At 68.1% G+C, this 24638-nt stretch carries 24 protein-coding genes; 3 read left to right on the top strand and 21 right to left on the bottom strand.

The genetic code is table 11. From position 1 onward, the window contains the following. Positions 1-8 precede the first annotated feature (8 nt). Positions 9-1322, bottom strand: a complete 1314-nt coding sequence (locus tag ACFY9N_RS06720) for a M50 family metallopeptidase (RefSeq protein ID WP_391477607.1) — start codon at positions 1320-1322, stop codon at positions 9-11. Between the two features lie 61 nt (positions 1323-1383). Here ACFY9N_RS06720 and ACFY9N_RS06715 point away from each other — a divergent pair, with 61 nt between their 5' ends. Beyond that, complete coding sequence (locus ACFY9N_RS06715) at positions 1384-3006, top strand: Mur ligase family protein (RefSeq protein WP_391477606.1); 1623 nt, start codon at positions 1384-1386, stop codon at positions 3004-3006. A 2-nt stretch (positions 3007-3008) separates the two neighbouring features. Here the strand turns inward: ACFY9N_RS06715 and dxr are convergent, their stop codons facing one another. Both dxr and ACFY9N_RS06705 read right to left on the bottom strand, forming a co-directional pair. Beyond that, positions 3009-4091 carry a 1-deoxy-D-xylulose-5-phosphate reductoisomerase gene (gene dxr / locus ACFY9N_RS06710; protein ID WP_391477603.1) on the bottom strand — a complete coding sequence of 361 codons (1083 nt, stop codon included), beginning with the start codon at positions 4089-4091 and terminating at the stop codon, positions 3009-3011. A 36-nt stretch (positions 4092-4127) separates the two neighbouring features. Further along, entirely contained in the window at positions 4128-5150 is a 1023-nt protein-coding gene (locus ACFY9N_RS06705; RefSeq protein WP_391477601.1) for an FKBP-type peptidyl-prolyl cis-trans isomerase, read from the bottom strand. Between the two features lie 89 nt (positions 5151-5239). Here ACFY9N_RS06705 and ACFY9N_RS06700 point away from each other — a divergent pair, with 89 nt between their 5' ends. Beyond that, a complete protein-coding gene (locus ACFY9N_RS06700; RefSeq protein WP_391477598.1) occupies positions 5240-6037 on the top strand; it encodes a lysophospholipid acyltransferase family protein in 798 nt (265 codons plus the stop codon). Positions 6038-6052: 15 nt separating this feature from the next. Here the strand turns inward: ACFY9N_RS06700 and ACFY9N_RS06695 are convergent, their stop codons facing one another. After that, positions 6053-6547, bottom strand: coding sequence for an OsmC family protein (locus ACFY9N_RS06695; protein ID WP_391477595.1), 495 nt, complete (start codon positions 6545-6547; stop codon positions 6053-6055). A gap of 84 nt (positions 6548-6631) precedes the next feature. Here ACFY9N_RS06695 and ACFY9N_RS06690 point away from each other — a divergent pair, with 84 nt between their 5' ends. Further along, positions 6632-7627, top strand: a complete 996-nt coding sequence (locus ACFY9N_RS06690; RefSeq protein WP_391477592.1) for an asparaginase — start codon at positions 6632-6634, stop codon at positions 7625-7627. 3 nt (positions 7628-7630) lie between these two features. On the opposite strand, the gene ACFY9N_RS06685 is transcribed toward ACFY9N_RS06690, so the two are convergent. The 17 genes from ACFY9N_RS06685 to prmC form a co-directional block, all read right to left on the bottom strand. After that, entirely contained in the window at positions 7631-10558 is a 2928-nt protein-coding gene (locus tag ACFY9N_RS06685) for an FtsK/SpoIIIE domain-containing protein (protein ID WP_391477590.1), read from the bottom strand. Positions 10559-10616: 58 nt separating this feature from the next. Next, on the bottom strand, positions 10617-11423 hold the full coding sequence (locus tag ACFY9N_RS06680) for a PP2C family protein-serine/threonine phosphatase (protein ID WP_391477588.1): 807 nt from the start codon (positions 11421-11423) through the stop codon (positions 10617-10619). A gap of 78 nt (positions 11424-11501) precedes the next feature. After that, on the bottom strand, positions 11502-12485 hold the full coding sequence (locus ACFY9N_RS06675) for an aldo/keto reductase (protein ID WP_391477586.1): 984 nt from the start codon (positions 12483-12485) through the stop codon (positions 11502-11504). 108 nt (positions 12486-12593) lie between these two features. Further along, entirely contained in the window at positions 12594-13373 is a 780-nt protein-coding gene (locus ACFY9N_RS06670) for a large exoprotein (RefSeq protein WP_391477585.1), read from the bottom strand. A 118-nt stretch (positions 13374-13491) separates the two neighbouring features. Then, positions 13492-14250 (bottom strand): YaaA family protein, encoded by a 759-nt coding sequence (locus ACFY9N_RS06665; protein WP_391477583.1) that lies wholly within the window; start codon positions 14248-14250, stop codon positions 13492-13494. 75 nt (positions 14251-14325) lie between these two features. Further along, positions 14326-14586, bottom strand: coding sequence for a F0F1 ATP synthase subunit epsilon (locus ACFY9N_RS06660; RefSeq protein WP_247622775.1), 261 nt, complete (start codon positions 14584-14586; stop codon positions 14326-14328). A gap of 2 nt (positions 14587-14588) precedes the next feature. Next, entirely contained in the window at positions 14589-16043 is a 1455-nt protein-coding gene (atpD, locus tag ACFY9N_RS06655) for a F0F1 ATP synthase subunit beta (RefSeq protein WP_391477582.1), read from the bottom strand. A 23-nt stretch (positions 16044-16066) separates the two neighbouring features. Next, positions 16067-16966 (bottom strand): F0F1 ATP synthase subunit gamma, encoded by a 900-nt coding sequence (locus ACFY9N_RS06650; RefSeq protein ID WP_391477581.1) that lies wholly within the window; start codon positions 16964-16966, stop codon positions 16067-16069. 19 nt (positions 16967-16985) lie between these two features. Beyond that, the gene (gene atpA / locus ACFY9N_RS06645; protein ID WP_391477580.1) at positions 16986-18626 is read right to left on the bottom strand and encodes a F0F1 ATP synthase subunit alpha; all 1641 of its coding nucleotides are present in this window, start codon (positions 18624-18626) and stop codon (positions 16986-16988) included. A gap of 47 nt (positions 18627-18673) precedes the next feature. Continuing rightward, positions 18674-19462 carry a F0F1 ATP synthase subunit delta gene (locus ACFY9N_RS06640; RefSeq protein WP_391477579.1) on the bottom strand — a complete coding sequence of 263 codons (789 nt, stop codon included), beginning with the start codon at positions 19460-19462 and terminating at the stop codon, positions 18674-18676. Next, positions 19462-20013 carry a F0F1 ATP synthase subunit B gene (locus ACFY9N_RS06635; protein ID WP_391477578.1) on the bottom strand — a complete coding sequence of 184 codons (552 nt, stop codon included), beginning with the start codon at positions 20011-20013 and terminating at the stop codon, positions 19462-19464. Before ACFY9N_RS06635 ends, ACFY9N_RS06640 begins: the two co-directional genes overlap by 1 nt. A 28-nt stretch (positions 20014-20041) precedes the next feature. Further along, on the bottom strand, positions 20042-20278 hold the full coding sequence (atpE, locus tag ACFY9N_RS06630) for an ATP synthase F0 subunit C (protein ID WP_045258877.1): 237 nt from the start codon (positions 20276-20278) through the stop codon (positions 20042-20044). Between the two features lie 46 nt (positions 20279-20324). After that, entirely contained in the window at positions 20325-21131 is an 807-nt protein-coding gene (atpB, locus tag ACFY9N_RS06625) for a F0F1 ATP synthase subunit A (RefSeq protein WP_372491578.1), read from the bottom strand. Positions 21132-21254: 123 nt separating this feature from the next. After that, positions 21255-21758 carry a hypothetical protein gene (locus ACFY9N_RS06620; protein WP_391477577.1) on the bottom strand — a complete coding sequence of 168 codons (504 nt, stop codon included), beginning with the start codon at positions 21756-21758 and terminating at the stop codon, positions 21255-21257. Next, positions 21755-22924, bottom strand: coding sequence for an MraY family glycosyltransferase (locus tag ACFY9N_RS06615; protein ID WP_391477575.1), 1170 nt, complete (start codon positions 22922-22924; stop codon positions 21755-21757). The genes ACFY9N_RS06620 and ACFY9N_RS06615 overlap by 4 nt, the downstream gene beginning before the upstream one ends. Beyond that, on the bottom strand, positions 22921-23646 hold the full coding sequence (locus tag ACFY9N_RS06610; protein WP_391477574.1) for an L-threonylcarbamoyladenylate synthase: 726 nt from the start codon (positions 23644-23646) through the stop codon (positions 22921-22923). The genes ACFY9N_RS06615 and ACFY9N_RS06610 overlap by 4 nt, the downstream gene beginning before the upstream one ends. 38 nt (positions 23647-23684) lie before the next feature. Beyond that, positions 23685-24545: a peptide chain release factor N(5)-glutamine methyltransferase gene (prmC, locus tag ACFY9N_RS06605; RefSeq protein WP_391477572.1), complete on the bottom strand. Its 861-nt coding sequence runs from the start codon at positions 24543-24545 to the stop codon at positions 23685-23687. Positions 24546-24638: the final 93 nt, after the last annotated feature.

Here is a 24638-nt window from a genome sequence, read left to right as displayed (position 1 = left end):
CGGTACCGCTACTGCAGGATGTTCACCGGGTTGAACAGGTCGGCGAGCAGCAGGAGCGCACCCATCCCGATCAGCAGGACCGCGACCACCACGGTGAGCGGTACCAGCCTCGTGGCGTCGACCGGTGCGGGCGGGGGTCTGCGGAATAGTCGCGCCCAGCCCCGCTTGATCCCCTCCCACAGCGCGACGACGATGTGCCCGCCATCGAGCGGGAGCAGCGGGATCATGTTGAAGACGAAGAGGGCGATGTTCAGCGAGCCCAGCAGATTGAGCAGCACGGCGAAGCGATTGAGCACCGGCGCATCGGTCGCCGCGACCTCACCGGCGATGCGCCCGACACCGACGACGCTGAGGGGCCCGTTCGGGTCGCGCTCCGTGCCGGTGACCAGGGAGACGCCGACGTCCCAGAGTCGCACCGGCAGCGTCGCGATCAGGTTCGCGACCCGCCCGACGTTCTCGACCGCCATCTGAGGCCCGACCGACAGTGGCTGCGGGACGAAGCCCATCTGCGCGCCCATGCCGACGTAGCCGACCTCCTTGACGACCGGCTCTCCGTCCTCGCCCAGGATCGGCTGACCACTGGCATCCGTCAGCGTGCGCTCGGCGACGATAGGGGTGATCTCGAGGGTCTGCTCGGCGCCGTCGCGACGCACGACGACATCGAGCGTCTCGCCCGGCGACGCCTGCACGATCGCTGTGGCCTCGGAGAAGGTCGAGACGGGAGTCCCGTCGATCGAGACGAGGACGTCGTCCGGCATGATCCCGGCCTCCGCCGCGGGCGACGCCGGATCATCGGCCGTGCACTCGGTCTGCGATGACCCGGCCGGCAGCACGCACTCCGTCACGGACGCGATCGTGGTCGTTCCCTGCTGCAGCCCGATCCCCGACGCGAGCACCGTGAAGATGAGCACGGCCAGCACGAGATTCATGAACGGCCCACCGAGCATGACGATCACACGCTTCCACACGGGGAGCTTGTAGAAGACGCGGTCCTCCTCGCCCTCCGCGATCGTCTCGTCGTTCGCGGCGCGCGCGTCCTGGACCAGCGATCGGAAGATCCCGGTGGCCGCGCGGGAGTTCTTCGACGCCGGGTACATCCCCGACATCGAGATGAATCCGCCGATCGGCAGGAGCTTGAACCCGTACTCCGTCTCCCCGATCCGGCGCGACCAGACACGCGGCCCGAAGCCGATCATGTACTGGCCGACGCGTACGCCGAAGAGCTTCGCGGGCAGGAGGTGACCGATCTCGTGCAGTCCGATCGAGAGCGCGAGCCCGACCAGCATGAACAGGATGCCACCCACATAGAGCAGGGTTTCCACCCGCCAACGCTACTGCGTGGAGCCTAGGAATCCGCCCGGCGCGTGAGATCATGGAAGAGACATGTCGATTGAACAACAACCGAGCCTGCCTCCCGTGCTCCGCCCCGCGAACCCGCCCCGGCGTCAGCTGTCCGAACTCGCCTCTCGATTCGCGCGCGACACGCGCGGCGACCTGCAGGGGGTGGCCGTCAGCGGCATCACCCTCGCCACCGCCGATCTCCGCGCGGGAGAGGCATTCGTCGCGATCCGCGGCGTGAACCGCCACGGAGCCGAGTTCTCGGCAGCGGCCGCGGAGAAGGGCGCCGTCGCGATCATCACCGACGACGCCGGTGCAGCGATCGCCGAGGCCGCCGGCCTTCCGACCCTCATCGTCGAAGACCCGCGCGCGATTCTCGGTGACCTGAGCGCCTGGGTCTACGGCACCGGGGCCGACGACCCGCTCCCGCTGCTGTTCGCGACCACCGGAACCAACGGGAAGACGAGCGTCTCCCACCTGCTCGCCGGGATCCTAGACCAGATCGGTGTGGTCACGGGGCTCTCGTCGACCGCCGAGCGGCACATCGCCGGTGAGGTCATCGTCTCGCGACTGACGACCCCCGAGGCGTCCGAATTCCACGCCCTCCTCGCCCTCATGCGCGAGCGAGATGTCGAGGCCGTGGCCGTCGAGGTGAGCGCCCAGGCGCTCTCGCGGCACCGGGTCGACGGCATCCACTTCGACGTCGCCGGATTCACCAACCTCAGCCACGATCACCTCGACGACTACGCCGACATGGAGGAGTACTTCGAGGCGAAGCTTCCGCTGTTCCGCCCCGACCGGGCGAAGCGCGGTGTCATCTGCCTCGATTCCCCGTCGGGCGCGGTCGTCGTCGAGCGCGCCGAGATCCCCGTCGTGACGGTCGGCACTCCGTCGATCGCCGCCGACCCGGATTCCGCGGCGAAGGCGGACTGGGTCGTCACGATCGACGACGAGCGTGCTGCGGGCACGACGTTCACGATGACGGGCCCCGCGGGGACCCTGACGACGACGGTCCCGGTGATCGGTCCGCACATGGCCGCGAACGCCGCGCTGGCGATCGTCATGCTCCTCGAAGGCGGCTACGCCTGGGACCGGATCGCCTCGGCCCTCGAACGCGACGGCGGCATCCGCGCCTACCTGCCCGGACGCACGCAGCTCGTCTCGGGCGAGAGCGGCCCCGCCGTGTTCGTCGACTTCGGCCACTCCCCCGACGCCTTCGAGAAGACGCTCGCCGCCGTGCGCCGAGTCACCCCGGGACGCGTCGTCATGCTCTTCGGTGCCGACGGCGACCGCGACGCGAGCAAGCGCTTCGACATGGCCCGTACGGCCGTGCAGGGCAGCGACATCCTCGTCGTGACCGATCATCACCCGCGGTTCGAGGACCCCGAGTCGATCCGGGCAACGCTGGTGGCGGGTGCTCGGAAGGCGCGTCCGGATGCCGAGATCCACGAGTACTCACCGCCGGAAGCGGCGATCGTGGCCGCGGTCGCGCTCGTCGGCGACGGCGACGCGATCCTCTGGGCGGGCCCCGGACACCAGGACTACCGCGACATCCGCGGAGTCCGCACGCCCTACTCGGCCAGGGAACTCGCCCGACGCGCGCTGCGCGCGGCCGGATGGCCCGTGCCGGACTCCCGCTGGCCCGTGCCTTACCCCGAAGAGGACTGAGTTCAGGCGGCGGCGATCAGCCGATCCGCCTTCTCCCGCGCCCACAGCTCGGCCGCCGCGAGCGACTCCACCGTGAGCTGCTCGGGCGGCTCGTGCGCGTCGACGACGCGGGCGATCGTGTCGACGATTCCGAGGAACGACAGTCGCCCTTCGTGGAAGGCATCGACGGCCTGCTCGTTCGCGGCGTTGTAGACGGCGGGGAACGTCGCTCCCGCACGACCGACGGTCTTCGCGAGAGCGACGGACGGGAAGGCCTTCTCGTCGAGCGGCTCGAACGTCCAGGACGATGCCGTCCGCCAGTCGAGGGGGCGTCCCACCCCGCCGACGCGGTTCGGCCAGTCGAGTCCCAGCGAGATCGGCAGGCGCATGTCGGGCGGCGATGCCTGAGCGATGGTGGAGCCGTCGATGAACTCGACCATCGAGTGCACGATCGACTGCGGGTGCACCACGACGTCGATGTCGTCGTAGGCGATGTCGAAAAGCAGATGCGCCTCGATGACCTCGAGTCCCTTGTTGACGAGCGTCGCGGAGTTGGTGGTCACCATCCGCCCCATGTCCCAGGTCGGGTGCGCCAGCGCCTCGGCGGGCGTGACCTCGGCCAGGTCCTCCCGGCTGCGTCCGCGGAAGGGACCACCGGATGCCGTCACGACGAGTCGCCGCACCTCGGCGTGCGTGCCACTGCGGAGGGCCTGCGCGATCGCGGAGTGCTCGGAGTCGACGGGCACGATCTGCCCCGGCCGCGCGGCGGCGAGGACCAGCTCTCCGCCCACGATGAGGGACTCCTTGTTCGCCAGCGCGAGAGTGCGTCCGGCCTTCAACGCGGCGAGCGTCGAACCGAGTCCGATCGACCCCGTGATCGCGTTCAGCACGACATCCGCGTCGACGTCGCGCACGAGCTGCTCCGCCTCGACGGCACCCAGCGCGGTGTTCTCGACTCGGAAGCTCTCGGCCTGATCAGCCAGCAACTCCGCGTTCGACCCGGCGGCAAGACCGACCAGCTCGAACCGACGGGGGTTCGCGCGGATGACGTCGAGTGCCTGCGTGCCGATGGAACCGGTGGAGCCGAGGACGATGATGCGCTGCATCATGTCAGCCTATGACACGCCCTCGGCTCGACCGGATTACTGCTGGACCTGCTCCGGCGGGGTCGTGGCGAGGATGTCGACGACGAAAACGAGGCTCTCGTTCTGGAGTTCGTTCCCTTCGTTGTCGCCATACGCCTCGGACGGCGGCATCGTCACGATGACCTGCGACCCGACCTTCTGACCTTCGAGCGCCTTCTTGAAGCCGGTGACGACGCCCGTCGTGGGGAACTGCGCCGGTGCCGCGCCGCGGCTCCAGCTGGAGTCGAACTCCGAGCCATCCGACCACTTGATGCCGCGGTACTGCACGGTGACCAGATCACCCTCGGCGACCGTCGCACCGTCGCCCTGCTTCAGGACGGCGACCTTCGTCTCGGCGGGAGCATCACCGTCCGGGAGCGTGATTGTAGGAGCGCCGTCCGCGTCGAGCTCGACGGTGGGCATCCCCGCTTCGGGATCGACGTCGGTCCCCGACGCGATCGTCGGGAGCTTCTCGATGGTCTGGACATACAGAACGCTCGGGTTCAGCCCCTCCTGCGAGGCCGGGAGGGTGAGCACGACACTCGACCCGATGGGGAGGCACTCCGCGGCGACCGTGAACACGGTCGACTGCGTGGGATCCGAGATCTGCTGCTGTTGCGAGGCGAGCAGGGCGGAGAGGATGCCGTCCGGGCCACGCTCCGAGCTGCTCAGCACCTCGTTGGTCGTCGCGTCGATGAGCTGGTAGCGGAGAGACACGAGGTCACCGGGAACCACCTCGTCGCCGTCTCCCTCGGTGATCACCGAACGCTCGGGCTCGGTGATCTCGGTACCCTCGGGCACCGTCACCTTCGCGTCTGCGTCGGTCCCGTCGACCGTGACGGCGTCGGAGCCGGCGCCGGATGCGACGTCTGCGAGGCACGACGTCGTGCCAGCCGTCTCATCGGGGGTGGCGGAGCTCTCGGGCTCTGCACCGCCGGCGCAGCCCGCCAGCAGAAGGGTCGCCGCGGCGACGGTGGACAGGAGGAGAAGCGGACGCTTGCGCACAGTTGAGCCTTCGAGATCGCGGGCGGGACGCTTCATCCTCTCGCATTTCGCTTGGGCCGCGCTGGGAGACGCGACACAACCGCTTCATTCCCGTGCCGGCATGGATCTCGGAGTAGCCTTTCCTGATGACCTCTGAGCCGTCCGTGGACCCGGAATCGTCCCCCGCAGAGACCGCAGAGACCTCGAAGTCAGCGGAGCCTCGCCACGCCGGATTCGCGTACGCACTGGGGCGCAGCATCATCAGCCCGCTCGCGCGACTGATCTACCGTCCCCGTGTCGAGGGCAGGGAGAACGTCCCGCGCACCGGGGCCGTGATCTTCGCGAGCAATCATCTGTCTTTCATCGATTCCATCGCGATCCCGGTCGCCGCCCCTCGTCCCGTGCACTTCCTCGCGAAGTCCAGCTACTTCGAGGGCACGGGCGCCAAGGGATGGCTCAGCAAGACCTTCTTCGAGTCCATCGGGGCCATACCGGTACGCCGCGGTGCGGGTCAGGCCGCGCTGGATGCCCTCGACCTGCAGCGGCAGCTGCTGGATGAAGGACTCGCCGTCGCCCTCTACCCGGAGGGAACCCGTTCCACCGACGGCCGCCTCTACAAGGGACGCACGGGCGTGGCGTTCCTGGCGCTGCAGACCGGTGCGCCCGTCGTGCCGGTGGGCCTCATCGGCACCGACAAGGTGATGCCCGTCGGTGCGAAGATCCCGACGACGAAGGAGCGCATCACGGTGCGCTTCGGCGAGCCGCTCGATCTCGCCCCGCACGGTCCGGCATCGAGCGGGCGGGCCCGTCGCGGTGCGACCGACGAGATCATGGCGGCGATCCATGCGCTGTCCGGCCAGGAGCTCGCCGGCGCGTACAACGAAGCGCCCGCGCAGGGTGCGATCGAGAAGATCAAGCAGGCCCTGCCGCACGAGCGTCGCTGAGGCGCCGTCGAACGCTCAGCCGAGCGCGGTCACGGTGGCTTCGTGCCGGACGGGGAAGTTCATCGAGTTCGCGATGAAGCACCACTCGTTGGCCTGAGCATGTGCGCGCTCGGCGGCTTCGATCATCGACGCGTCGGCGACGACGACCTGCGGATGCAGTGTCACTTCTGTGAAGGCGCCGCCGCCCGATCCGTTCTCGCGCATCGTGCCGGTGGCGTCGTCGCGGTAGGAGACGACGACCACGCCCGCCGTGACGCACGCGTGCAGGTACGACAGCAGGTGGCACTCCGACAGCGATGCCACGAGCAGATCCTCGGGGTTCCATCGTGCGGGGTCGCCGCGGAACGGTTTGTCGGCGGATGCGAGAAGCATCGGCTTGCCGTCGACCGAGATCTCGACGTCGCGCCGATAGTCGCGGTAGCCGCTCGTGCCCGTCCCGGTGTTGCCGGTCCAGATGCTCGTGAGCGCATAGCGGTGCTCGCCGAGGATGCGCGGTGCGTGTTCTGCCATGCCCCCAGTGTGCCACCGCCGGCCGACACTCCCGACGCCCTCCGACTTCGGTCGCTCCTCCGGCAGCGGCGATAGTCTGGACGGGTGCTGGAGACTCTCACCGTTCAGGATTCTGTCGAACTCGCCGTCGTGGAGCGGAGTGGCTTCGTCGAGTCACGTCACGCCGGAGCGGCGGTGGTGATCTCCGCCGATGGCGAGGTCGTCAGCCGACTGGGCAACGCGGACGCGCTCATCCTTCCGCGTTCGAGCATGAAGCCCCTGCAGGCGGTCGCCTGCATCACCGCCGGCGCCTCGCTCGAGGGCGAGCACCTCGCCCTGTCGACCGCGAGCCACGTCGGCACCGATCGGCATGCGGCGGCGGTGCGCGAGATGCTCACAGCCGGAGGCCTGAACGAAGATGCCCTCGCCTGCCCGCCCGCGTGGCCGAGCGATCAGGGCACCCGCGACGAGATGGTGCGCGAGCACGGCCAGCAGGCCAGTGTGCGGATGAACTGCTCGGGCAAGCACGCCGCGATGCTGCGGGCGTGCATCGCCACCGGCTGGCCCACCGACGGCTATCTGGAGGAGAACCACCCGCTGCAGGCGCACATCCGCGAGGTGATCGAACGCCTCACCGGCGAGAAGATCTCCCACACCTCGATCGACGGCTGCGGCGCCCCGGTGTACGCGATGACTCTGACGGGCCTCGCCCGCGCGATCCACCGGATCGGCTCGGCATCCGATCGTTCCCCGTTCGCCCTCCATCGCGTGGCCGGTTCGCTGGTGCGCGCGGTTCGCGAGCACCCGTGGACGATCGAGGGCCCCGGACGGCCCGACACGATCGCGATCGAGAAGCTCGGAGTCTTCGCCAAGGGAGGCGCCGAGGGCGTCATGGTGATGGTGGCTCCCAACGGTACGACCGTCGCGTTGAAGATGCTCGACGGCGGAGCGCGCGCGTCGACGATCGTCGCGGCGACGCTGCTCGCGCGGGTCGGCGCTCTCACCGACAGCGACGTCGCCGACCTCGCCGATGCACTCTCGCTCGACGTGCTCGGCGGAGGACAGCCCGTGGGCCGGGTTCTCGTCTCCCCCACCATCTGACGGTCACCGCCGCCGATCCCGAAGGCTCCGCCGCGTGCGGGGCTGATCCGACGACAGCTCTACACCGCTCCGCCCTGTGCTCGGGATCCCGGAGGCACGGGGGGCATGCTCACCGACCAGCGCGGGCATCACCAGACGGCGTGGTGTTTCCGCCCCGCGTAGCGCCCACACGCGACCGGTATGAAGCCGTGCGAACGGCGGCAGCTCCCGGTACCCGACCAGCTGCCGGAGATCTGCGGGGCGTTCCGCGCGGATCAGAACCTCGCCTTCGGAACGCACGCGTTGCCAAAGCGACCACTCGCGCTGCCAGGCATCGGCATCGCCCAGGAGGATGACCGGCGCATACTCACCTCCTGGCCCCAGGGCGCCACCCGGCGCGGCACCGGGACCGGCACCGGCCGCGGCCGCGGTCCCGGTCCAGGCCCCGGCCGAGGATCCGTCCGCGACCGCCGCCCCGATCGTGCTCACCCGAGCCGAGGGATACGCACTCTGCACGCCAGCGACGAGCGAAGCGGCCCCGGCGGTGACGACGGCGTGAAGCCCTGTGCTCGGCTCCCAGAGCACCGGCCCACCGCGGAGTTCTGCGCCGTCGTCTCTCTCCACGCCCTCGGCCGTCCAGAAGAGCTGCACCTCGTGCCCGTCGAGACGGGCGCGGCCCGGTGGGCGGCGCTCGTCGAACGTCGCGCTCTCCCCGCCGGCCGCGACGTGATCGACCCTGCTCCCTGTGCGGAGGAGCGCTCGTCGAGGGAGCGCGTCGAGCACTCTCCCCACCGCCCCACTCGACCGGGTCGCGCTGATCACCACACTGCTCGCGGTCGCGCCGCGCAGGATCTGCTCCCACCGCTGCACCAGAGTCTGAGCGTACTCAGGAGGCAAGTCCGCGACCCGGGCGTCGAGATCATCGCAGAGGACGAGCGAAGGCATCCGCATCCGTCCCTCGACCAACGACTCCACCATGTCCCACATCTGCTCGGCATCGCCTGGGATCCAGAGCGCCTGCGGAGCCTGCGCGGCGAGCGCCCGGAGGGCGGAAGTTCGCCCCGATCCGGGTGCGCCGATCACGGCGACGCCGCGCTCCTGTCCAGCCCGGAAGCGGAGCCGCGGTTGCGCTTGAGACTCCGGGATGTCGGCGATCCCCCACACGATCTCCGAGCCCCCGGACCGATTCGCGTCCTCCGGGAGAGGGATCGTCTCCGCGAGAGGCGGCAACCAGGGACTCTCGGGCCGGGGCACGTGCGCCCAGCGCTGCACGATGACACTCAGGTCGTCCTCACGGGTCAACGCGACGCGGACAGGTTCGGCGTCGTCGTCCTGCGGACGCCGCACAAGACAGAGCCCCCGCGCAGCTGCTCCTCCGGGGATCTCGGCGGCCGCAGCAGAACCGATCATCGCCCGACTGTCGGACGGATCGCTGACCCGGAGGCTGAGCCGCAGCGGGCAGTTCGCCGCGAGGGAATCCCGCACCACCCCCGAAGCACGTTGAGTACCGAGGATCAGGTGCATGCCCAGCGCACGGCCCCGCGCGGCGATATCGGTGAACACCGCACCGAGATCAGGATGGTCCTGGAGGAGTGCCGCGAACTCGTCCACGACGATCAGCAGTCGCGGAATCTCCACGTCGGCGATGTCGCGGACCCCGGCGGTGGCGAGGGCGGCCTCCCGACGACGCAGTTCGGCACGCAGACTCTGCACGCCACGGGTGGCCCCGGCCTCGTCGAGATCCGTCATCACGGCGGTCACCTGAGCCAGCTCCCGGAGCGGCTCGAAGGCCGTGCCGCCCTTGAAATCGGCGAGGACGAAGTTGACGCGCTCGGGTCCGTGGGCCGCGGCGATAGCGGTCACCCACGTCACGAGGAGTTCGCTCTTGCCGGTTCCCGTGGTACCGGTGACGATGGCGTGCGGACCGTCTTCGACGATGTCGACCTCACCATCCGCACCGGCCCCTCGGCCGATGACCGCACGCAGACCGGACACCGCGGGCTGCTGGACGAGCTGCGCGAACTCCACCGCGTCCGGCAACGTCTCCGTCTCGTCGTCGGCAGCGACTCGTCGAGAGGCGATCTCCTCGAACTGCTGGCGAGAGACCCCCTCAGCCGCGATCGTGACGGTGCCTTCTGGCGTGCGGAGAGCGGTCTCGCCCGGTTCCTGCACATCCAGGACCGAAAGGATCCCGTCGGGCACTTCCTCTCCTGGCCGTGCCAGCCAGATCGTCGCGTCCGCGTCGATCTCTCTCGTCGATGCCGAGGCGACCCCGAGACGGAACCCTCGTCGGACGGACGAAGCGTGCGGGAGGCCGGCGAAGTCGCCGTCGGGGAAGCCGCCGACGAGCCGCAGCTGTCCGGGCGAGAATCTCAGGCAGAGCTGCAGCACCAGCGCACGGGCGATCGCGATTGCGAGAGGGTGGGGACCCCGTACGCAGATCCCCGCTCCCAGAGGCCGCGAGATCGGCGCGGATTCGAGAACGCGCGCACGCTCCTGAACGTCACGTGCCCGCTCTCCCTCACCCCCGGTCGTGCGGATACTGCTGGCAACGACACCGGCACCGATCACGACGGCCGTCGTCGGATCCACCGCCTCGGTGCCGCGCAATGGCGGGTTCAGCGAGCAGGTCGCCGTGTCGGGGTGCTGATCCCAGCGGCGCCGACGCTCCTCTGCATGCAACGAGGACAGTTGCTCTTCGACGCTCGCCCATGACCGCTCCTCCTCGTCGGCGATGCGCCTCTGTTCCTTCCGGCGCCCGCGCGCGGAATCGACGAGCGACGCGACCATCATCAACGGTCCGAGCGCGGCGAAGCAGAGCGAGAAGAGAGAGCCGGTGATCAGCCAGAGCACGACACCGGCGATGACGGGCATGCCTGCGGCAAGGAACGGCAGGGGCGCGCGTCGGGGCGGCACCTGCATAGCTGGCAGCGCGATGGGAAGCGGATCCATGCCTCACATTCGACGGCATGGTAGCGATCGGGAAACCGCCATTCACAGGGCGAAAGGGCTATTCGCCGCTTTCGCCCGATGTGGAGGAGGAGTCCTCCGGGTCCGTCACCTGCACGATGATGACCGTCACGTTGTCCCGGCCGCCGTTCTCGAGAGCCGCGGCGAGCATGGCGTCGACGGCGGGTCCCGGTTCCGGGTTCTCGCGCAGGAAGTGCTGGATGCCGTAGTCGGTGAGCTCTTTGGTGAGGCCATCCGAGCAGATCACGAACCGGTCGCCCGCTCGGACCTCGATCGTCAGATAGTCCGGAGGCGTCAGTTCGCTCGCTCCGACGGCCCGCGTGATCACGTTGCTGTACGGATGCCCCTCGGCTTCCTCCGGGCTCAGCTTCCCCGCCGTGATGAGCTCCTGCACGACCGAGTGATCCGTCGTCACCTGCACGAGACGGTCATCGCGCAGGAGGTACACACGCGAGTCGCCGATGTTCAGGGACACCCAGTGCGGTTCCCCGTCGTGAAGCTCCAGGAAGACGCCGGTCAATGTCGTCCCGGTGCCCTCATCGGTCGTCTCGGGGTGATCGGCGATGTCGCCCACCGCGAGCTCGAGAGCCTTCTCGATCGCCCCGCGCTCCACCGATCCGCCATCGACCAGTGCCTGCAGGCGCTGCACCGTGCTCCGGCTGGCGATCTCGCCACCGGCGTGCCCGCCCATTCCGTCGGCGACGATGAACAGCGGATACTCCGCGAGGAAGGCATCCTGATTCGTGTCACGACGACGGCCCTGGTCGGTCGTCCCCGCCCAGGACAGGACCAGTGGGCGCTGCGCGACCGTGACGCTGCGCGTCGTCGTTGTCGTCGTCTCAGCCACGTGCTGCCTCCGATGGTCCCGCGACGGATCGGACGCCCGCGAGGTACTCCCACATCGTAGTCGAATCGCCGATGGCGCTCACACCTGCGCCCCCGGATCCTCCGGGAGCGGGAAGAGCGCGTCGATGAGAGCGCGCTCTTCGGCATCCGGCCGCCACGCATCGCCCGCTCGCGCATTCGATTCCACCTGCGCTGCCGAGGTCGCGCCCGCGATGACGCTGGAGACCGACGGCCGGGAGAGCAACCAGCCGAAGGTCGCCTCGACCATCGTGATCCCACGCTCCTCGCAGAACACGCGATACGCGTCCAGCGCCTCCCATGGTGCGTTATCCCACACGTGGCGGCGCGACGACATGATCCGGCTGTTCGCGGGGCCGCCCTCGCGGCTGAACTTCCCGGTGAGGAGTCCGTTGTGGAGGGGGAAGAACGGGAAGAAGCCCAGCCCGTAGCGCTCGACCGCGGGGAGCACCTCCCTCTCAGCCGCACGGGCGAGAAGCGAGTAGTGGTTCTGAGCGGAGATGAACCGCCCGCTGGAACGAGCGATCGAAGTGAACTCGGCCTCGGCGATCTGCCACCCGGTGAAATTCGAGTGACCGTAGTACCGGATCTTGCCCTCGCGCACCAACTCGTCGAGCGCATCGGTCGTCTCGGCGATCGGCGTCTCCGGGTCGGGAAGGTGCAACTGGTACAGGTCGATCCAGTCGGTCTGCAGACGCCGCAGGGATTCTTCGACCGCGCGACGGACGTACCGCCGCGAACCACGCGCCGCGGGGAAGGCGTACCCCATGTCCCGCTCATGCCCGAACTTGGTCGCGAGCACGACGCTGTCGCGTCGCCCCTGAAGCGCCTCGCCCATGAGGGTCTCGCTCGTGCCGGCGACGGCTCCGTACATGTCGGCGGTGTCGAACAGCGTGATCCCGTTCGCGATAGCCGCGGAGATGACCTCTCGCGTTCCCTCGATCGTCTCGGTGGCCGTGCCGGCTCGCCCGAAGTTGTTGCAGCCGAGACCGGTGGCGGACACGAGGAGCCCGGACGCGCCGACGCGGCGCTGTGACATGACCATGACTTCACGCTATCCCAGGGGCACGGCGCTCGGCGGCGCCGAGCCGAAGTGTCGACACACGGGAAGAGCCCCCGACCCGGAAGTCGAGGGCTCTTGACGCACGGCCGATCAGGCCGGGGGCTGCGTGGGATCCGTCGGCGGTGCCGGCGGAGCTGCGGGCGGCGCCGGCGGAGCTGCGGGCGGCGCCGGCGGCGTCGCGGGTGCCGGCGGCGCGGGCGGGGTGGCCGGAGCACCTGCCGGCGGTGCCGCGGGGGCGCCGTATCCGGGCTGTGCGGGCGGAGCGTATCCGGGCTGCGCCGGGGGCGCGTAACCCTGCGGCGCGGGCGGGGCGTAGCCCTGCGGAGCAGCGCCATAACCGGGAGCGCCGTAACCGGGCTGCGGCGCGGCCGCGGAAGGCTGCGACGGGATGCCGGCCCAGACCGTGCGATCGCCGAGGAATCCGTTTCCTGCCCAGGACGCCGGCTGGATGTTCGGGTTCCACCGCGACTTGTCGAAGGCGTTGATACCCAGCCACACGATCGAGAGGAAGATGTAGAGGACGACCCAGACGGCATCCTTCTGCAGCTTCAGTCCGACGCGCCAGGCGGCGATTACCGAGAAGACTCCGAGCGCGAGCGAGAACAGCGCGCCGATTCCGATCCAGGAGAGAAGAAGAGCGCCGCCCAGACCGTAGAGAACGATCCAGGGGCTCAGGTCACCGAGCTTGAAGAACACCATCTGGTTGTAGACGGGCACCCAAGCGCGCCACTTGCCTTCGACGCCGGCCTTTTCGAAGACCTTCATCAGGAAGATCGAGCTGACCACGTAGAAGGCCAGTCCGATGATGAGACCGAAGATGATGGCGCCCGCGAATGCGGCCCAGTATCCCGAGTCGTAGTAAGGGTTCATGATCCCCTCCGGATCCGAATGAATCGACGCGGTTCACGTCGCGACACCCACCATAGCGGTGTACCGATACCACCAGCAATCGCCTCGACGGGGAGATATGCCCATGGGCGGGCGCGCGTCATTCCGCGACGACCAGCTCCAGCACTCCGGCATCCGCCGTCCGCCGAAGGACGACATCGTGTTTCGACGCCCAGGTGAGGAGGGAGCTCAGCGAGCCGATGCGGGGCCGACTCTCCGCGAGGGCGCGGACGAGTTGGCCCTTCGACTTCTTGTTGAAGTGGTTCAACGCCCGCGCTCCCCCGTCGCCGTCGTCGGTGACGACCCGGACGTAGGCCGATGGCAGCGCGGGAGGAATCGGGCCCAGCGCGACGTACGCTTCACTGCGCAGATCCAGGACGAACGCGGGTTCGGCCGCGGCGATCGCATCGCTGGTGGCGTCGGCCCAATGGCGGCGCATCGGGACCACCCCCGGAAGCGATGTCCCCGCTGCCAGCCGGTACGAGGGGATGCCGTCGAGCGCGCCGATCGGACCGAACGGTGCCGAGTGGATCCATACGTGCTCCCCCAACCAGCGGCGCGAAGCAGCAGGGAGGGAGGGCGCGTCGAGCGCGTCGAAGAGCACACCCGTGTAACGGTCGATCGCGGGCATCGTCGGCGCGGTCCGCAGCATCCGATTGTGAACGATGTCACCCGCCTGACGCGCGCTCAGTTTGAGCACTCGTCGCGAGTGCGCCTCGTCGGCGGCGAGATCGACGAGGGCATCGATCACCGCCGCGCGATGACTGTGCAGCTCCGGGAGCGCCAGCGCCGCCGGGTCGATCGGGTCACCGGTCCCGCCCGGATGCTTCGTCTCGGACGGAGGGAGAAGGATCTTCATGGGTCCTCGGGAATGCAGATGCGTCCGCCTCGGAACCCGGGAATCGGGTCCGAGGCGGACGCATGTAATCGACTGCTAGGCGATGAGCGCCGCGTTGCCGGCGACGATCGTCAGGACGTTGCCCTCCATCGAGAGGAACCCATCCTGAGCGTTCGCCAGCACCTTGGTGCCATCGGTCTGGGTGATCCGGACCTGGCCCTCGGCGAGGATGGCCAGCACCGGCTCGTGACCGGACATGAATCCGATCTCACCCTCGACGGTCTTGGCGATCACGAGGCTCGCCTCTCCCGTCCAGACCTCCGCGTCGGCGGAGACGAGGCTGACATTGAGCGCCATGGTCAGGCGTTCTCCTTCTGGATCTTCGCCCACTGCTCTTCGACGTCGGAGATTCCACCGACGTTGAAGAAGGCCTGCTCGGCGACGTGGTCGAAGTCACCGCGGGTGATCGCATCGAAGGACTCGATGGTCTCCTTGAGCGGCACCGTCGAACCCTCGACGCCCGTGAACTTCTTGGCCATGTAGGTGTTCTGCGAGAGGAACTGCTGGATACGACGTGCACGCGACACGACGATCTTGTCTTCCTCGGAGAGCTCGTCGACACCGAGGATGGCGATGATCTCCTGCAGTTCCTTGTTCTTCTGGAGGATCTGCTTGACCGTGGTGGCGACGCGGTAGTGGTCCTCGCCCAGGTAGCGGGGATCCATGATTCGCGACGTCGAGGTCAGCGGGTCGATGGCCGGGTACAGGCCCTTCGACGCGATCTCACGCGAGAGCTCGGTCGTCGCGTCGAGGTGCGCGAAGGTGGTCGCCGGAGCCGGGTCGGTGTAGTCATCGGCCGGCACGTAGATCGCCTGCAGCGAGGTGATCGAGTGACCACGCGTCGAGGTGATGCGCTCCTGGAGGAGACCCATCTCGTCGGCGAGGTTCGGCTGGTAACCCACCGCGGAGGGCATGCGGCCGAGCAGCGTGGAGACCTCGGAACCGGCCTGCGTGAAGCGGAAGATGTTGTCGATGAAGAGCAGCACGTCCTGCTTCTGCACGTCACGGAAGTACTCCGCCATCGTCAGAGCCGAGAGGGCGACGCGCAGACGCGTCCCCGGCGGCTCGTCCATCTGGCCGAAGACGAGGGCGGTCTTGTCGAAGACGCCCGCCTCCTCCATCTCGTGGATGAGGTCGTTGCCCTCACGGGTGCGCTCACCGACACCGGCGAACACCGACACACCACCGTGGTCCTGCGCGACGCGCTGGATCATCTCCTGGATGAGGACGGTCTTTCCGACACCGGCACCACCGAACAGACCGATCTTTCCACCCTGCACGTAGGGGGTCAGGAGGTCGATCGACTTGATGCCGGTCTCGAACATGGTGGTCTTCGACTCGAGCTGGTCGAAGTTCGGCGCCTTGCGGTGGATCGGCCAGCGCTCCGTGACCTCGATGGTCTCACCGGGCTCGCCGTTGAGGACCTCGCCGATCACGTTGAAGACCTTGCCCTTGGTGATGTCACCGACGGGGACCGAGATGGCCTCTCCCGTGTCGCGAACCTCCTGGCCGCGGACGATGCCGTCGGTCGGCTTGAGGGCGATGGCGCGCACGAGGTCGTCGCCGAGGTGCTGAGCGACCTCGAGCGTGATCTCCGTCGACTCCTCGCCGATCGTGATCGTCGTCTTCAGCGCGTTGTAGATGTCGGGGATCGAGTCGTGCGGGAACTCGATGTCGACAACCGGACCGTTGACGCGTGCGACGCGCCCGACGACCGCGGTCGCGGGCTGGTCAGCCGTAGCGGTGGTGGTCATTTCTTCGTCTCTTTCCTGAGGGTCTATTTGCCAGACGAGAGGGCGTCGGCGCCGCCGACGATCTCCGCGATCTGCTGCGTGATCTCCGCCTGGCGCGCGTTGTTGCGCAGACGGGTGTAGTCGGTGATGAGCTTGTCGGCGTTGTCGCTGGCGGACTTCATCGCCTTCTGCGTGGCGGCCTGCTTTGCGGCAGACGACTGCAGGAGAGCGTTGAAGACGCGGCTCTGGATGTACACCGGCAGGATCGCGTCGAGCACGGTCTCGGCGTCGGGCTCGAACTCGTAGAGCGGGTAGACAGCGCTGCCCGCCTCGGAGTCGTCGGCCTCCGCGATCTCCAGCGGAAGCAGACGCACGGACTCCGGCGACTGCGTCATCATGCTGACGAAGCGGTTGTACACGAGGTGGATCTCGTCGACGCCACCGGCCGCACCGCCGCGGTTGAACGCGTCGAGCAGTGTCGACGAGATCTCCTCGGCCGTGTGGAACGACGGGGTGTCGGTGTCACCGGTCCACTCCGCAGCCGCCTCGATGCGACGGAACTGGAAGTAGCCGACGGCCTTGCGACCGACGAGGTAGAACACCGGCTCCTTGCCCTGTCCGCGCAGGAGTTCTGCAACCTCGAGAGCCTCACGGAGGATCTGCGAGTTGAAGGCTCCGGCCAGACCGCGATCCGACGAGAAGACGACGACCGCGGAGCGGCTGATCGTCTCGGGCTCGCGGGTGAGCGGGTGGTCGACGTTCGAGTGCGTCGCGACGGCGGACACGGCCCTCGTCACGGCACGCGCGAAGGGGGTGGACGCCTTGACGCGTGCCATCGCCTTCTGGATGCGCGAAGCCGCGATGAGTTCCATCGCCTTCGTGATCTTCTTGGTCGTCTGAGCAGAACTGATCTTCTGCTTGTAGACCCTGAGTTGAGCGCCCATGAATCAGTACCTCACGCGATTACGCGCGACGACCCTTGACGATCTTCTCCTGGTTGACGTCGTCCGCCTCGGCTGCCGCGTGCTCCTCGTGGCCCGGGGCGCCGATGGCGTGGCCCTTGCCGCCCTGGAACTCCAGGATGAAGGCATCCGTCTGCTTGCCGAGCTCTGCGACCGTGTCGTCATCGAGGACGTTGGTCTCACGCAGGGTGTCGAGCACCTTCGTGTTGCGACGAAGGTAGTCGAGCAGCTCGCGCTCGAAGCGCAGGACGTCTTCGACCTCGATCGTGTCGAGCTTGCCGTTGGTTCCGGCCCAGATCGAGACGACCTGCTCCTCGACCGGGTACGGCGAGTACTGCGGCTGCTTGAGCAGCTCGGTCAGACGCGCACCACGCGACAGCTGACGACGCGAAGCCGCGTCGAGGTCGGAGGCGAACATCGCGAAAGCCTCGAGCGAGCGGTACTGGGCGAGCTCGAGCTTCAGCGTTCCCGAGACCTTCTTGATCGACTTGACCTGAGCGTCACCACCGACTCGCGAGACGGAGATACCCACGTCGACCGCCGGACGCTGGTTGGCGTTGAAGAGGTCGGACTGCAGGAAGATCTGGCCGTCGGTGATCGAGATCACGTTGGTCGGGATGTACGCCGAGACGTCGTTCGCCTTGGTCTCGATGATCGGGAGACCCGTCATCGAACCGGCGCCGAGCTCGTCGGACAGCTTCGCGCAACGCTCGAGAAGACGCGAGTGCAGGTAGAAGACGTCACCCGGGTAAGCCTCGCGGCCCGGCGGGCGGCGCAGGAGGAGCGACACGGCGCGGTAGGCCTCAGCCTGCTTCGACAGGTCGTCGAAGATGATGAGGACGTGCTTGCCGCCGTACATCCAGTGCTGGCCGATGGCCGAACCGGTGTAGGGGGCGAGGTACTTGAAGCCCGCGGGGTCGGATGCCGGAGCGGCCACGATCGTGGTGTACTCCAGGGCGCCGGCCTCTTCGAGCGCGCCCTTCACCGAAGCGATGGTCGAGCCCTTCTGGCCGATGGCGACGTAGATGCAGCGCACCTGCTTGTTGACGTCGCCCGACTCCCAATTGGCCTTCTGGTTGATGATCGTGTCGATCGCGATGGCCGTCTTACCGGTCTGGCGGTCGCCGATGATGAGCTGACGCTGGCCGCGGCCGACGGGGATCATCGCGTCGATGGCCTTGATACCGGTCTGCATCGGCTCGTGCACCGACTTGCGCTGCATGACGCCGGGCGCCTGCAGCTCGAGCTCGCGGACGCCCTCGGTCGCGATCGAGCCGAGGCCGTCGATCGGGTTGCCGAGCGGGTCGACCACGCGGCCGAGGTAGCCGTCGCCGACGGGGACCGAAAGGACCTCACCCGTGCGGGTGACTTCCTGGCCGGCCTCGATGCCGGTGAAGTCGCCGAGGACGACCACGCCGATCTCGTGCTCGTCGAGGTTGAGAGCGAGACCCTTGGTGCCGTCGGCGAAGGTCACGAGCTCGTTCGCCATGACACCGGGCAGTCCTTCGACGTGCGCGATGCCATCAGCGGCGTCGATGACCGTGCCGACCTCGGTCGCCGCTGCCCCGGTGGGCTCGTATGCGGCGGCGAAGTCCTTCAGCGCGTCACGGATGACGTCGGGGCTGATCGATAGTTCTGCCATTGTCTTCCCTTTGTATCTGGGTGCGCGGTTCCCCGCGCGAAGTCGTGTTAGCCCGCGAGCTTCTGGCGAAGGTCGGCGAGTCGTGCGGAGATGCTGCCGTCGATCACGTCATCGGCGATCTGCACACGCAGACCTCCGACGACGGTGGGGTCGATGACGACGTTCAAGGCGACCTGTCCGTCGTACCGGCGCGAGAGCGCGTCGCTCAGCCGGGTGCGCTGCGCGTCGTTCAGCTCGGTGGCGCTGTGGACCGTGGCGACGACCCGACCGCGCTGGCTCGAGACGATGCGCATGGCACGGCTCAGCAGCTGCCGCACCCGACGCTCACGCGGCTGGCGCACGAGCGAGGACACGATCAGAGAAGCCGCAGCGCTGGTGGTGCCGGTGAGCAGACGCTCGACGAGCACCCCCTTGGCGTCCTGAGCACCGAGGCGGCTGCCGAGAGCCAGCTCGAGTTCGGGGTTCGCGGCGACGATGCGGAGGAAGCCGAACAGCTCCCCCTCGATGTCGACGCCGGACTCGGCGATCGCGGTGGCCCGGATCGCGAGCTCCTCGACTCCGTCCACGAGCTCGGTCGAATTCGACCAGCGCTCGGCGACGGCAGCACGGAGGATCGCCTGCGTGTTCGCCGACAGGCCGCCGAAGACCGCGGACACGACGTTCTGCCGTGCCGCTTCCGGTGCCGCCGGGTCAGCCAGCGCGCCGCTCAGCTGAGACGATTCGCCCACGGCGTGCGCGGCGGCGAAGAGCTCCCGCGCGGTGTCGAGGGTGACGTCCTTCGCTGCGGCAAGCGCCTGAGTGGATGCCGCGAGTGCCTGAGTGGTCGCGCTGCCCATTACTGAGCCGCCTTCTCGGATGCCTCGAGGTCGGCGAGGAAGCGATCGACGACGGCGTTCGCACGCGCGTCATCCGACAGCGTCTCTCCGACCACGCCACCGGCGAGGTCCAGAGCGAGCGAGCCGACCTCGCTGCGCAGCGAGACGAGAGCGGTCTGACGCTCGGCCTCGATCTGCGTGTGCGCGGTCGCCGTGATGCGAGCGGCTTCGGTGGTCGCGGCGTCCTTGGCCTCGGCGACGATCTTCTTGCCGTCCTCACGGGCGGCCTCGCGGATCTCACCGGCCTCGGTGCGTGCCTCGGCGAGCTGACGCGTGTACTCCTCGAGCGCAGCCTCAGCCTGCTTCTGAGCCTCGTCGGCCTTGGCGATGTTGCCCTCGATCGCGTTGGAGCGAGCGTCGAGGAGGGTGTAGAGCTTGGGCAGCGCCACCTTCCAGACGACGATCAGGATCACGACGAAGCAGACCGCCGACCAGATGATGTCGTACCAGGCGGGGATCAGCGGATTGTGGTCCGCTTCCTCCGCCGCGTACGTGACAAGAGCGTTCAGCATCCTGTCTCCTTATCGCAGAGGGTGTCTGTCAGGACTGGAAGATGAAGTAGGTCGCGATGCCGATGAAGGCGAGCGCCTCGGTGAAGGCGATACCGATCCACATGAGGACCTGGAGGCGACCGGCCAGCTCGGGCTGACGGGCGACGCCCTCGATCGTCTTGCCGACGACGATACCCACGCCGATGGCCGGTCCGATCGCCGCGAGGCCGTAGCCGACGGTGCCGATGTTGCCGGAGATTTCAGCGAGAACCGTAGTTGCGTCCACGGGTTTTTCCTTTCGTTGGGTGGGAAGGCGGTTGTTGCCGACCCGCTCAGTGCTCTTCTGCGACCGCGAGCTGGATGTAGACCGCGGTGAGGATGGTGAAGACGTAGGCCTGCAGGAACGCCACCAGGATCTCGAACAGGGTGAAGGCGAAGCCGAACGCGAGCGTGCCCGCGCCGAGTGCCGTCCACCACCCTCCGAGAGTGATGACGAAGAACTGCGTTGCGGAGAAGAACAGAACGAGCATCAGGTGCCCGACGATCATGTTCATCAGCAGTCGGAGGGTCAGCGTGACGGGCCGGATGATGAAGGTCGAGAGGAACTCGAGCGGCGTCACGATGATGTAGAGGAACGGCGGGACGCCCGACGGGAACAGCGAGTTCTTGAAGAAGCCCTTGGGGCTCTTCTTGATGCCGGCGTAGATGAAGGTGACGTAGCTGACGACGGCCAGCAGCAGCGGCACGGCGATGATGCTCGTACCGGCGATGTTCAGGAACGGGATGATTCCCGTGATGTTCATGAACAGCACCATGAAGAAGATCGTGGCGAGGATCGGCAGGAACCGACGGCCGTCCTTGCGCCCGAGCAGGTCTTCGGCGACGTTCACCCGAACGAAGTCGAGGCCCATCTCGACGAGGCTCTGGAAGCGCCCGGGCACGACACGCATGTTGCGCGTGCCGAGCCAGAGGATCAGAACGACCGCGATCGTGGCCAGGAACTGGATGAGGTGGATGCGGTGGATGACCAGGTCGCCGATCTGGAACACCGCATCGGGGAAGAACTCCGCGATCGACGGAGCATGGAACTCGTCATCGGTGGCAAGTCGTGGCGTCAGGGTCGCAGCAAGATTAAACAGCGCGGGCTCCAGCTTCGGGGCACCGGTCAGAACCGGGGCGACGATGGTCGGTGTGCTTCACAGCGCAAGCGCTCGCGGGCGAGCGGCGGGCACGTTTCAACACTATCAGAGTATGAGGCGGCCCTAAGACGTCCGGGGGCCTTCATCGGTCGACGGAGTACCCGGAGCGACGTCCTCCGGCGCGACCGAGGGAAGCGTCGCATCGCTGACGCTCGGGAGGCGCATCGTCATGAGGACGACGGCATCGACGATCAACGACATCAGCACGCCGGCGACGATCGCGACGAAGAAGATCACCGGGTCGAGCCAGGGCTGGTCCTTGAGGACGATGACCCCGAGGAAGAAGACGATCAGCTTCAGCAGCCAGCCGCCGAGCACGATCGCGAAGAAGAACTGCACGTAGAGAGGTTCGCCGTACCAGCGGTTCGCGATCAGGATGCTCGCTCCGGTGATCCCGAGGAACACCGCGGCGATGAGCACGCCGAGCAGGCCACTGATCAGCCCGTTCTCCTGACCGACGACGAAGCCCACGACGGCGGCGACGATCGCGAGGATCGCGGTCGCGATGGCCGACCAGATGAGGGTGCGCCGCAGGATCGGCGTGCTGGAAACGGGGTTCGGGCTCATGAGGGCTCCACGGTCGTCGGATCGGAGTCGGGGACCGCCGGCACGACGCGGCGGGAGGGTTTCAGGGTCAGGACCAGGCAGGCGGCGATGCCGACGATGCCGAAGGCCACGCCGGGCAGGTACTGGCCCGGCCAGTCCTCACGGGCACCGACGTACATGAGGAGCACGGCGAGCGAGATCACGGCCGTCCAGGCGTAGAAGATGAGCACGGCGTCGCGGTCGCGGTGACCGAGGTCCAGCATGCGGTGGTGCAGGTGCTTGCGGTCCGGCGAGAAGGGCGACTTTCCGGCGTGCATGCGCCGCAGCACCGCGAGGCCGAAGTCGAGCAGCGGCAGCAGCACCACCATCAGCGGAAGGAGGATCGGGATGAACGCACCGAGCAGCTGAGAGCGGCCGAGCCGCTCGGGGTCGAGCGCGGAGGGGTCCATCTGCCCGGTGAGGGAGATCGCCGAGACCGCCATGAGAAGGCCGAGCACGAGTGCACCCGAGTCGCCCATGAAGAGCTTCGCCGGACTCCAGTTCCAGGGCAGGAAGCCGATGCAGGCACCGATGAGGACGGCGGCGATGAAGGTCGAGAGGTTGAAGTAGCTCGACGCGCCGGAGTCGCGGGTGAAGATGTAGGAGTAGGCGAAGAAGACGCCGTTGGCGATGAGGCAGACGCCGGCGACCAGACCGTCGAGACCGTCGATGAAGTTGACGGCGTTCATCACGACCACGATCGCGAACATCGTGATCGTGATGCTCAGCCAGCTCGAGAAGACGATGAGATCGCCGAACGGGAGGGAGAGGATCTGCAGCCCTCCCCCGATCGTGAGGATCCCGGCGGCGAGGAACTGCGCGCCGAGCTTGATCATCCAGTCGAGATCCCACAGGTCGTCGACGACCCCGATCACGGCGATCAGGAACGCGGCCGCCAGGATCGACCACATCGTCTGCGGCGGCATCCAGATGCTCTGGAAGAACGGGTTCGCCGCCGAGATGCCCATCGCGGCGGCGATGCCGAGGAAGATCGCGACGCCGCCGAGTCGAGGGGTCGGACGCGTGTGGACGTCGCGATCGCGGATCTCGGGATACAGCTTGAACCGCAGGCTCACCCGGAGGACCGCCCAGGTGAGCACGCAGGTGATCGCGGCGGTCAGGATGATCGTGAAGAGATACTGCTTCACGAATCCCCGTCCTGTCGGGGCGCGGATGCCGCGGAGTCCGGCTCCGGAGCGGGCTCGAGCAGTTCGCCGAGCACCTCCTCCAGCTGCTCCCTGCTGATCGCCCCGTCGCGCAGGATGCGTACGCGTCCGGCATCCGAATCCGCGGCCGGACGCACGAGCGACGTGGCGTCGACGATCGTGGAGGCGACGCCGTCGCGGCTCATGCCGTCGGCGAGGTAGACCGCCACGCTGTCGCCGAGCATCTTCTCGGCGTCGAAGGCGGAGATCGCGGCCGCCTGTCCGGTGAGGTTCGCACTCGAGACCGCCAGCGGTCCCGTCTCGGCCAGGAGCTCCAGGGCGACGCGACCCTCGGGCATGCGGACGGCCACCGTTCCGCGGGTCTCACCGAGATCCCAGACGAGCGAGGGCTGTGCCGGGAGGACGATGGTGAGCCCGCCGGGCCAGAACGCATCGACGAGTCGCTGAACGGGCTCGGGAATCGACTCCGCGAGGGCCGTCAGCGTCTCCTTCGTGCCGATCAGGACGGGCGGCGGCTGATCGCGTCCGCGCCCCTTCGCGTCGAGCAATCGCTGCACGGCAGCGGGCGAGAAGGCATCGGCGGCCACGCCGTAGACGGTGTCGGTGGGCATGACGATGAGCTCGCCGCGGCCGATCGCCTGGCGTGCATGGCGCATACCGGAGAGCAGCTGCGCCTCGTCGCCGCAGTCGAAGATGGAGGACATGTCGTTCCGATTCTACGGGAGGGCGCTGGGAGGACGGATCAGGGACGGATGGCCGTGGTGGCGCGGTCTCGCAGGGTGAGGTCGCGGTGCGTCGCCGTGGCCCGCCAGCCGTCGCGCTCGAGGATGCCGCGGATCTCGGCTCCCTGCAGCTCGCCGTGCTCGATCACCAGCAGTCCACCCGGCCGGAGCAAGCGCAACGCGTTGCTGCTCAACGCACGCACGAGATCGAGGCCGTCCTCGCCTCCGTAGAGCGCCATCGCCGGGTCGAACAGGCGCACCTCGGGGTCGCGCGGGATCGCCGCGTCCGGCACGTACGGCGGATTGGAGATGACGACGCTGGCGGTGCCTGCGAGCTCGGGGAACGCATCGGCCATGTCCGCGAGCACCAGCGTGAGGTTCTCGACACCGGCGGTGTTGCGGCTCGCCCATGCATGCGCGTCGGGTGAGAGCTCGGCCGCGTAGATCCGCGCATGAGGAACCTCGGTGGCCATCGCGAGCGCGATGGCCCCGCTCCCCGTGCCGAGATCGATGCCGATCGGCTGCGGATCGGGCGCGTGCAGGAGCGCGTCGATCGCGTGCTGCACCACCATCTCCGTCTCGGGCCGGGGCACGAAGACCCCGGGCCCGACTGCGAGCTCGAGATGCCGGAACGGCGCGGTGCCGGTGATGTGCTGCAGAGGCTCCCGCGACGCACGGCGCGTCACGAGGGCATCGAGCCGCTCGACCTCCTCGGCGGTCATCGCATCTCCGCGCACGACGGCCGCCTGGACTTCGCCGCGACGCAGGCCGCGCACATGACCGATCAGCAGCTCCGCGTCGACCAGCGGATCGTTCACACCCGCATCGGCGAGTCGCTGAGCGGCGGCGCTGACGAGCGCGGAGAAAGACGTATCGGGCATGATCTCCAGCGTAGAGCGCCGACCGGGTGTCACATTGCCCTCTCCCCCACGCCGCTCCCATAGGCTGAGTGCGAAGCGACCCGCACAGGAAGG

This window comes from Microbacterium sp. NPDC008134 (genome assembly GCF_042957055.1).
Taxonomy (GTDB): Bacteria; Actinomycetota; Actinomycetes; order Actinomycetales; family Microbacteriaceae; genus Microbacterium.
The sequence above is the reverse complement of the archived record's forward strand: the minus strand, read 5'-3'. Positions and strand labels throughout refer to the sequence as shown.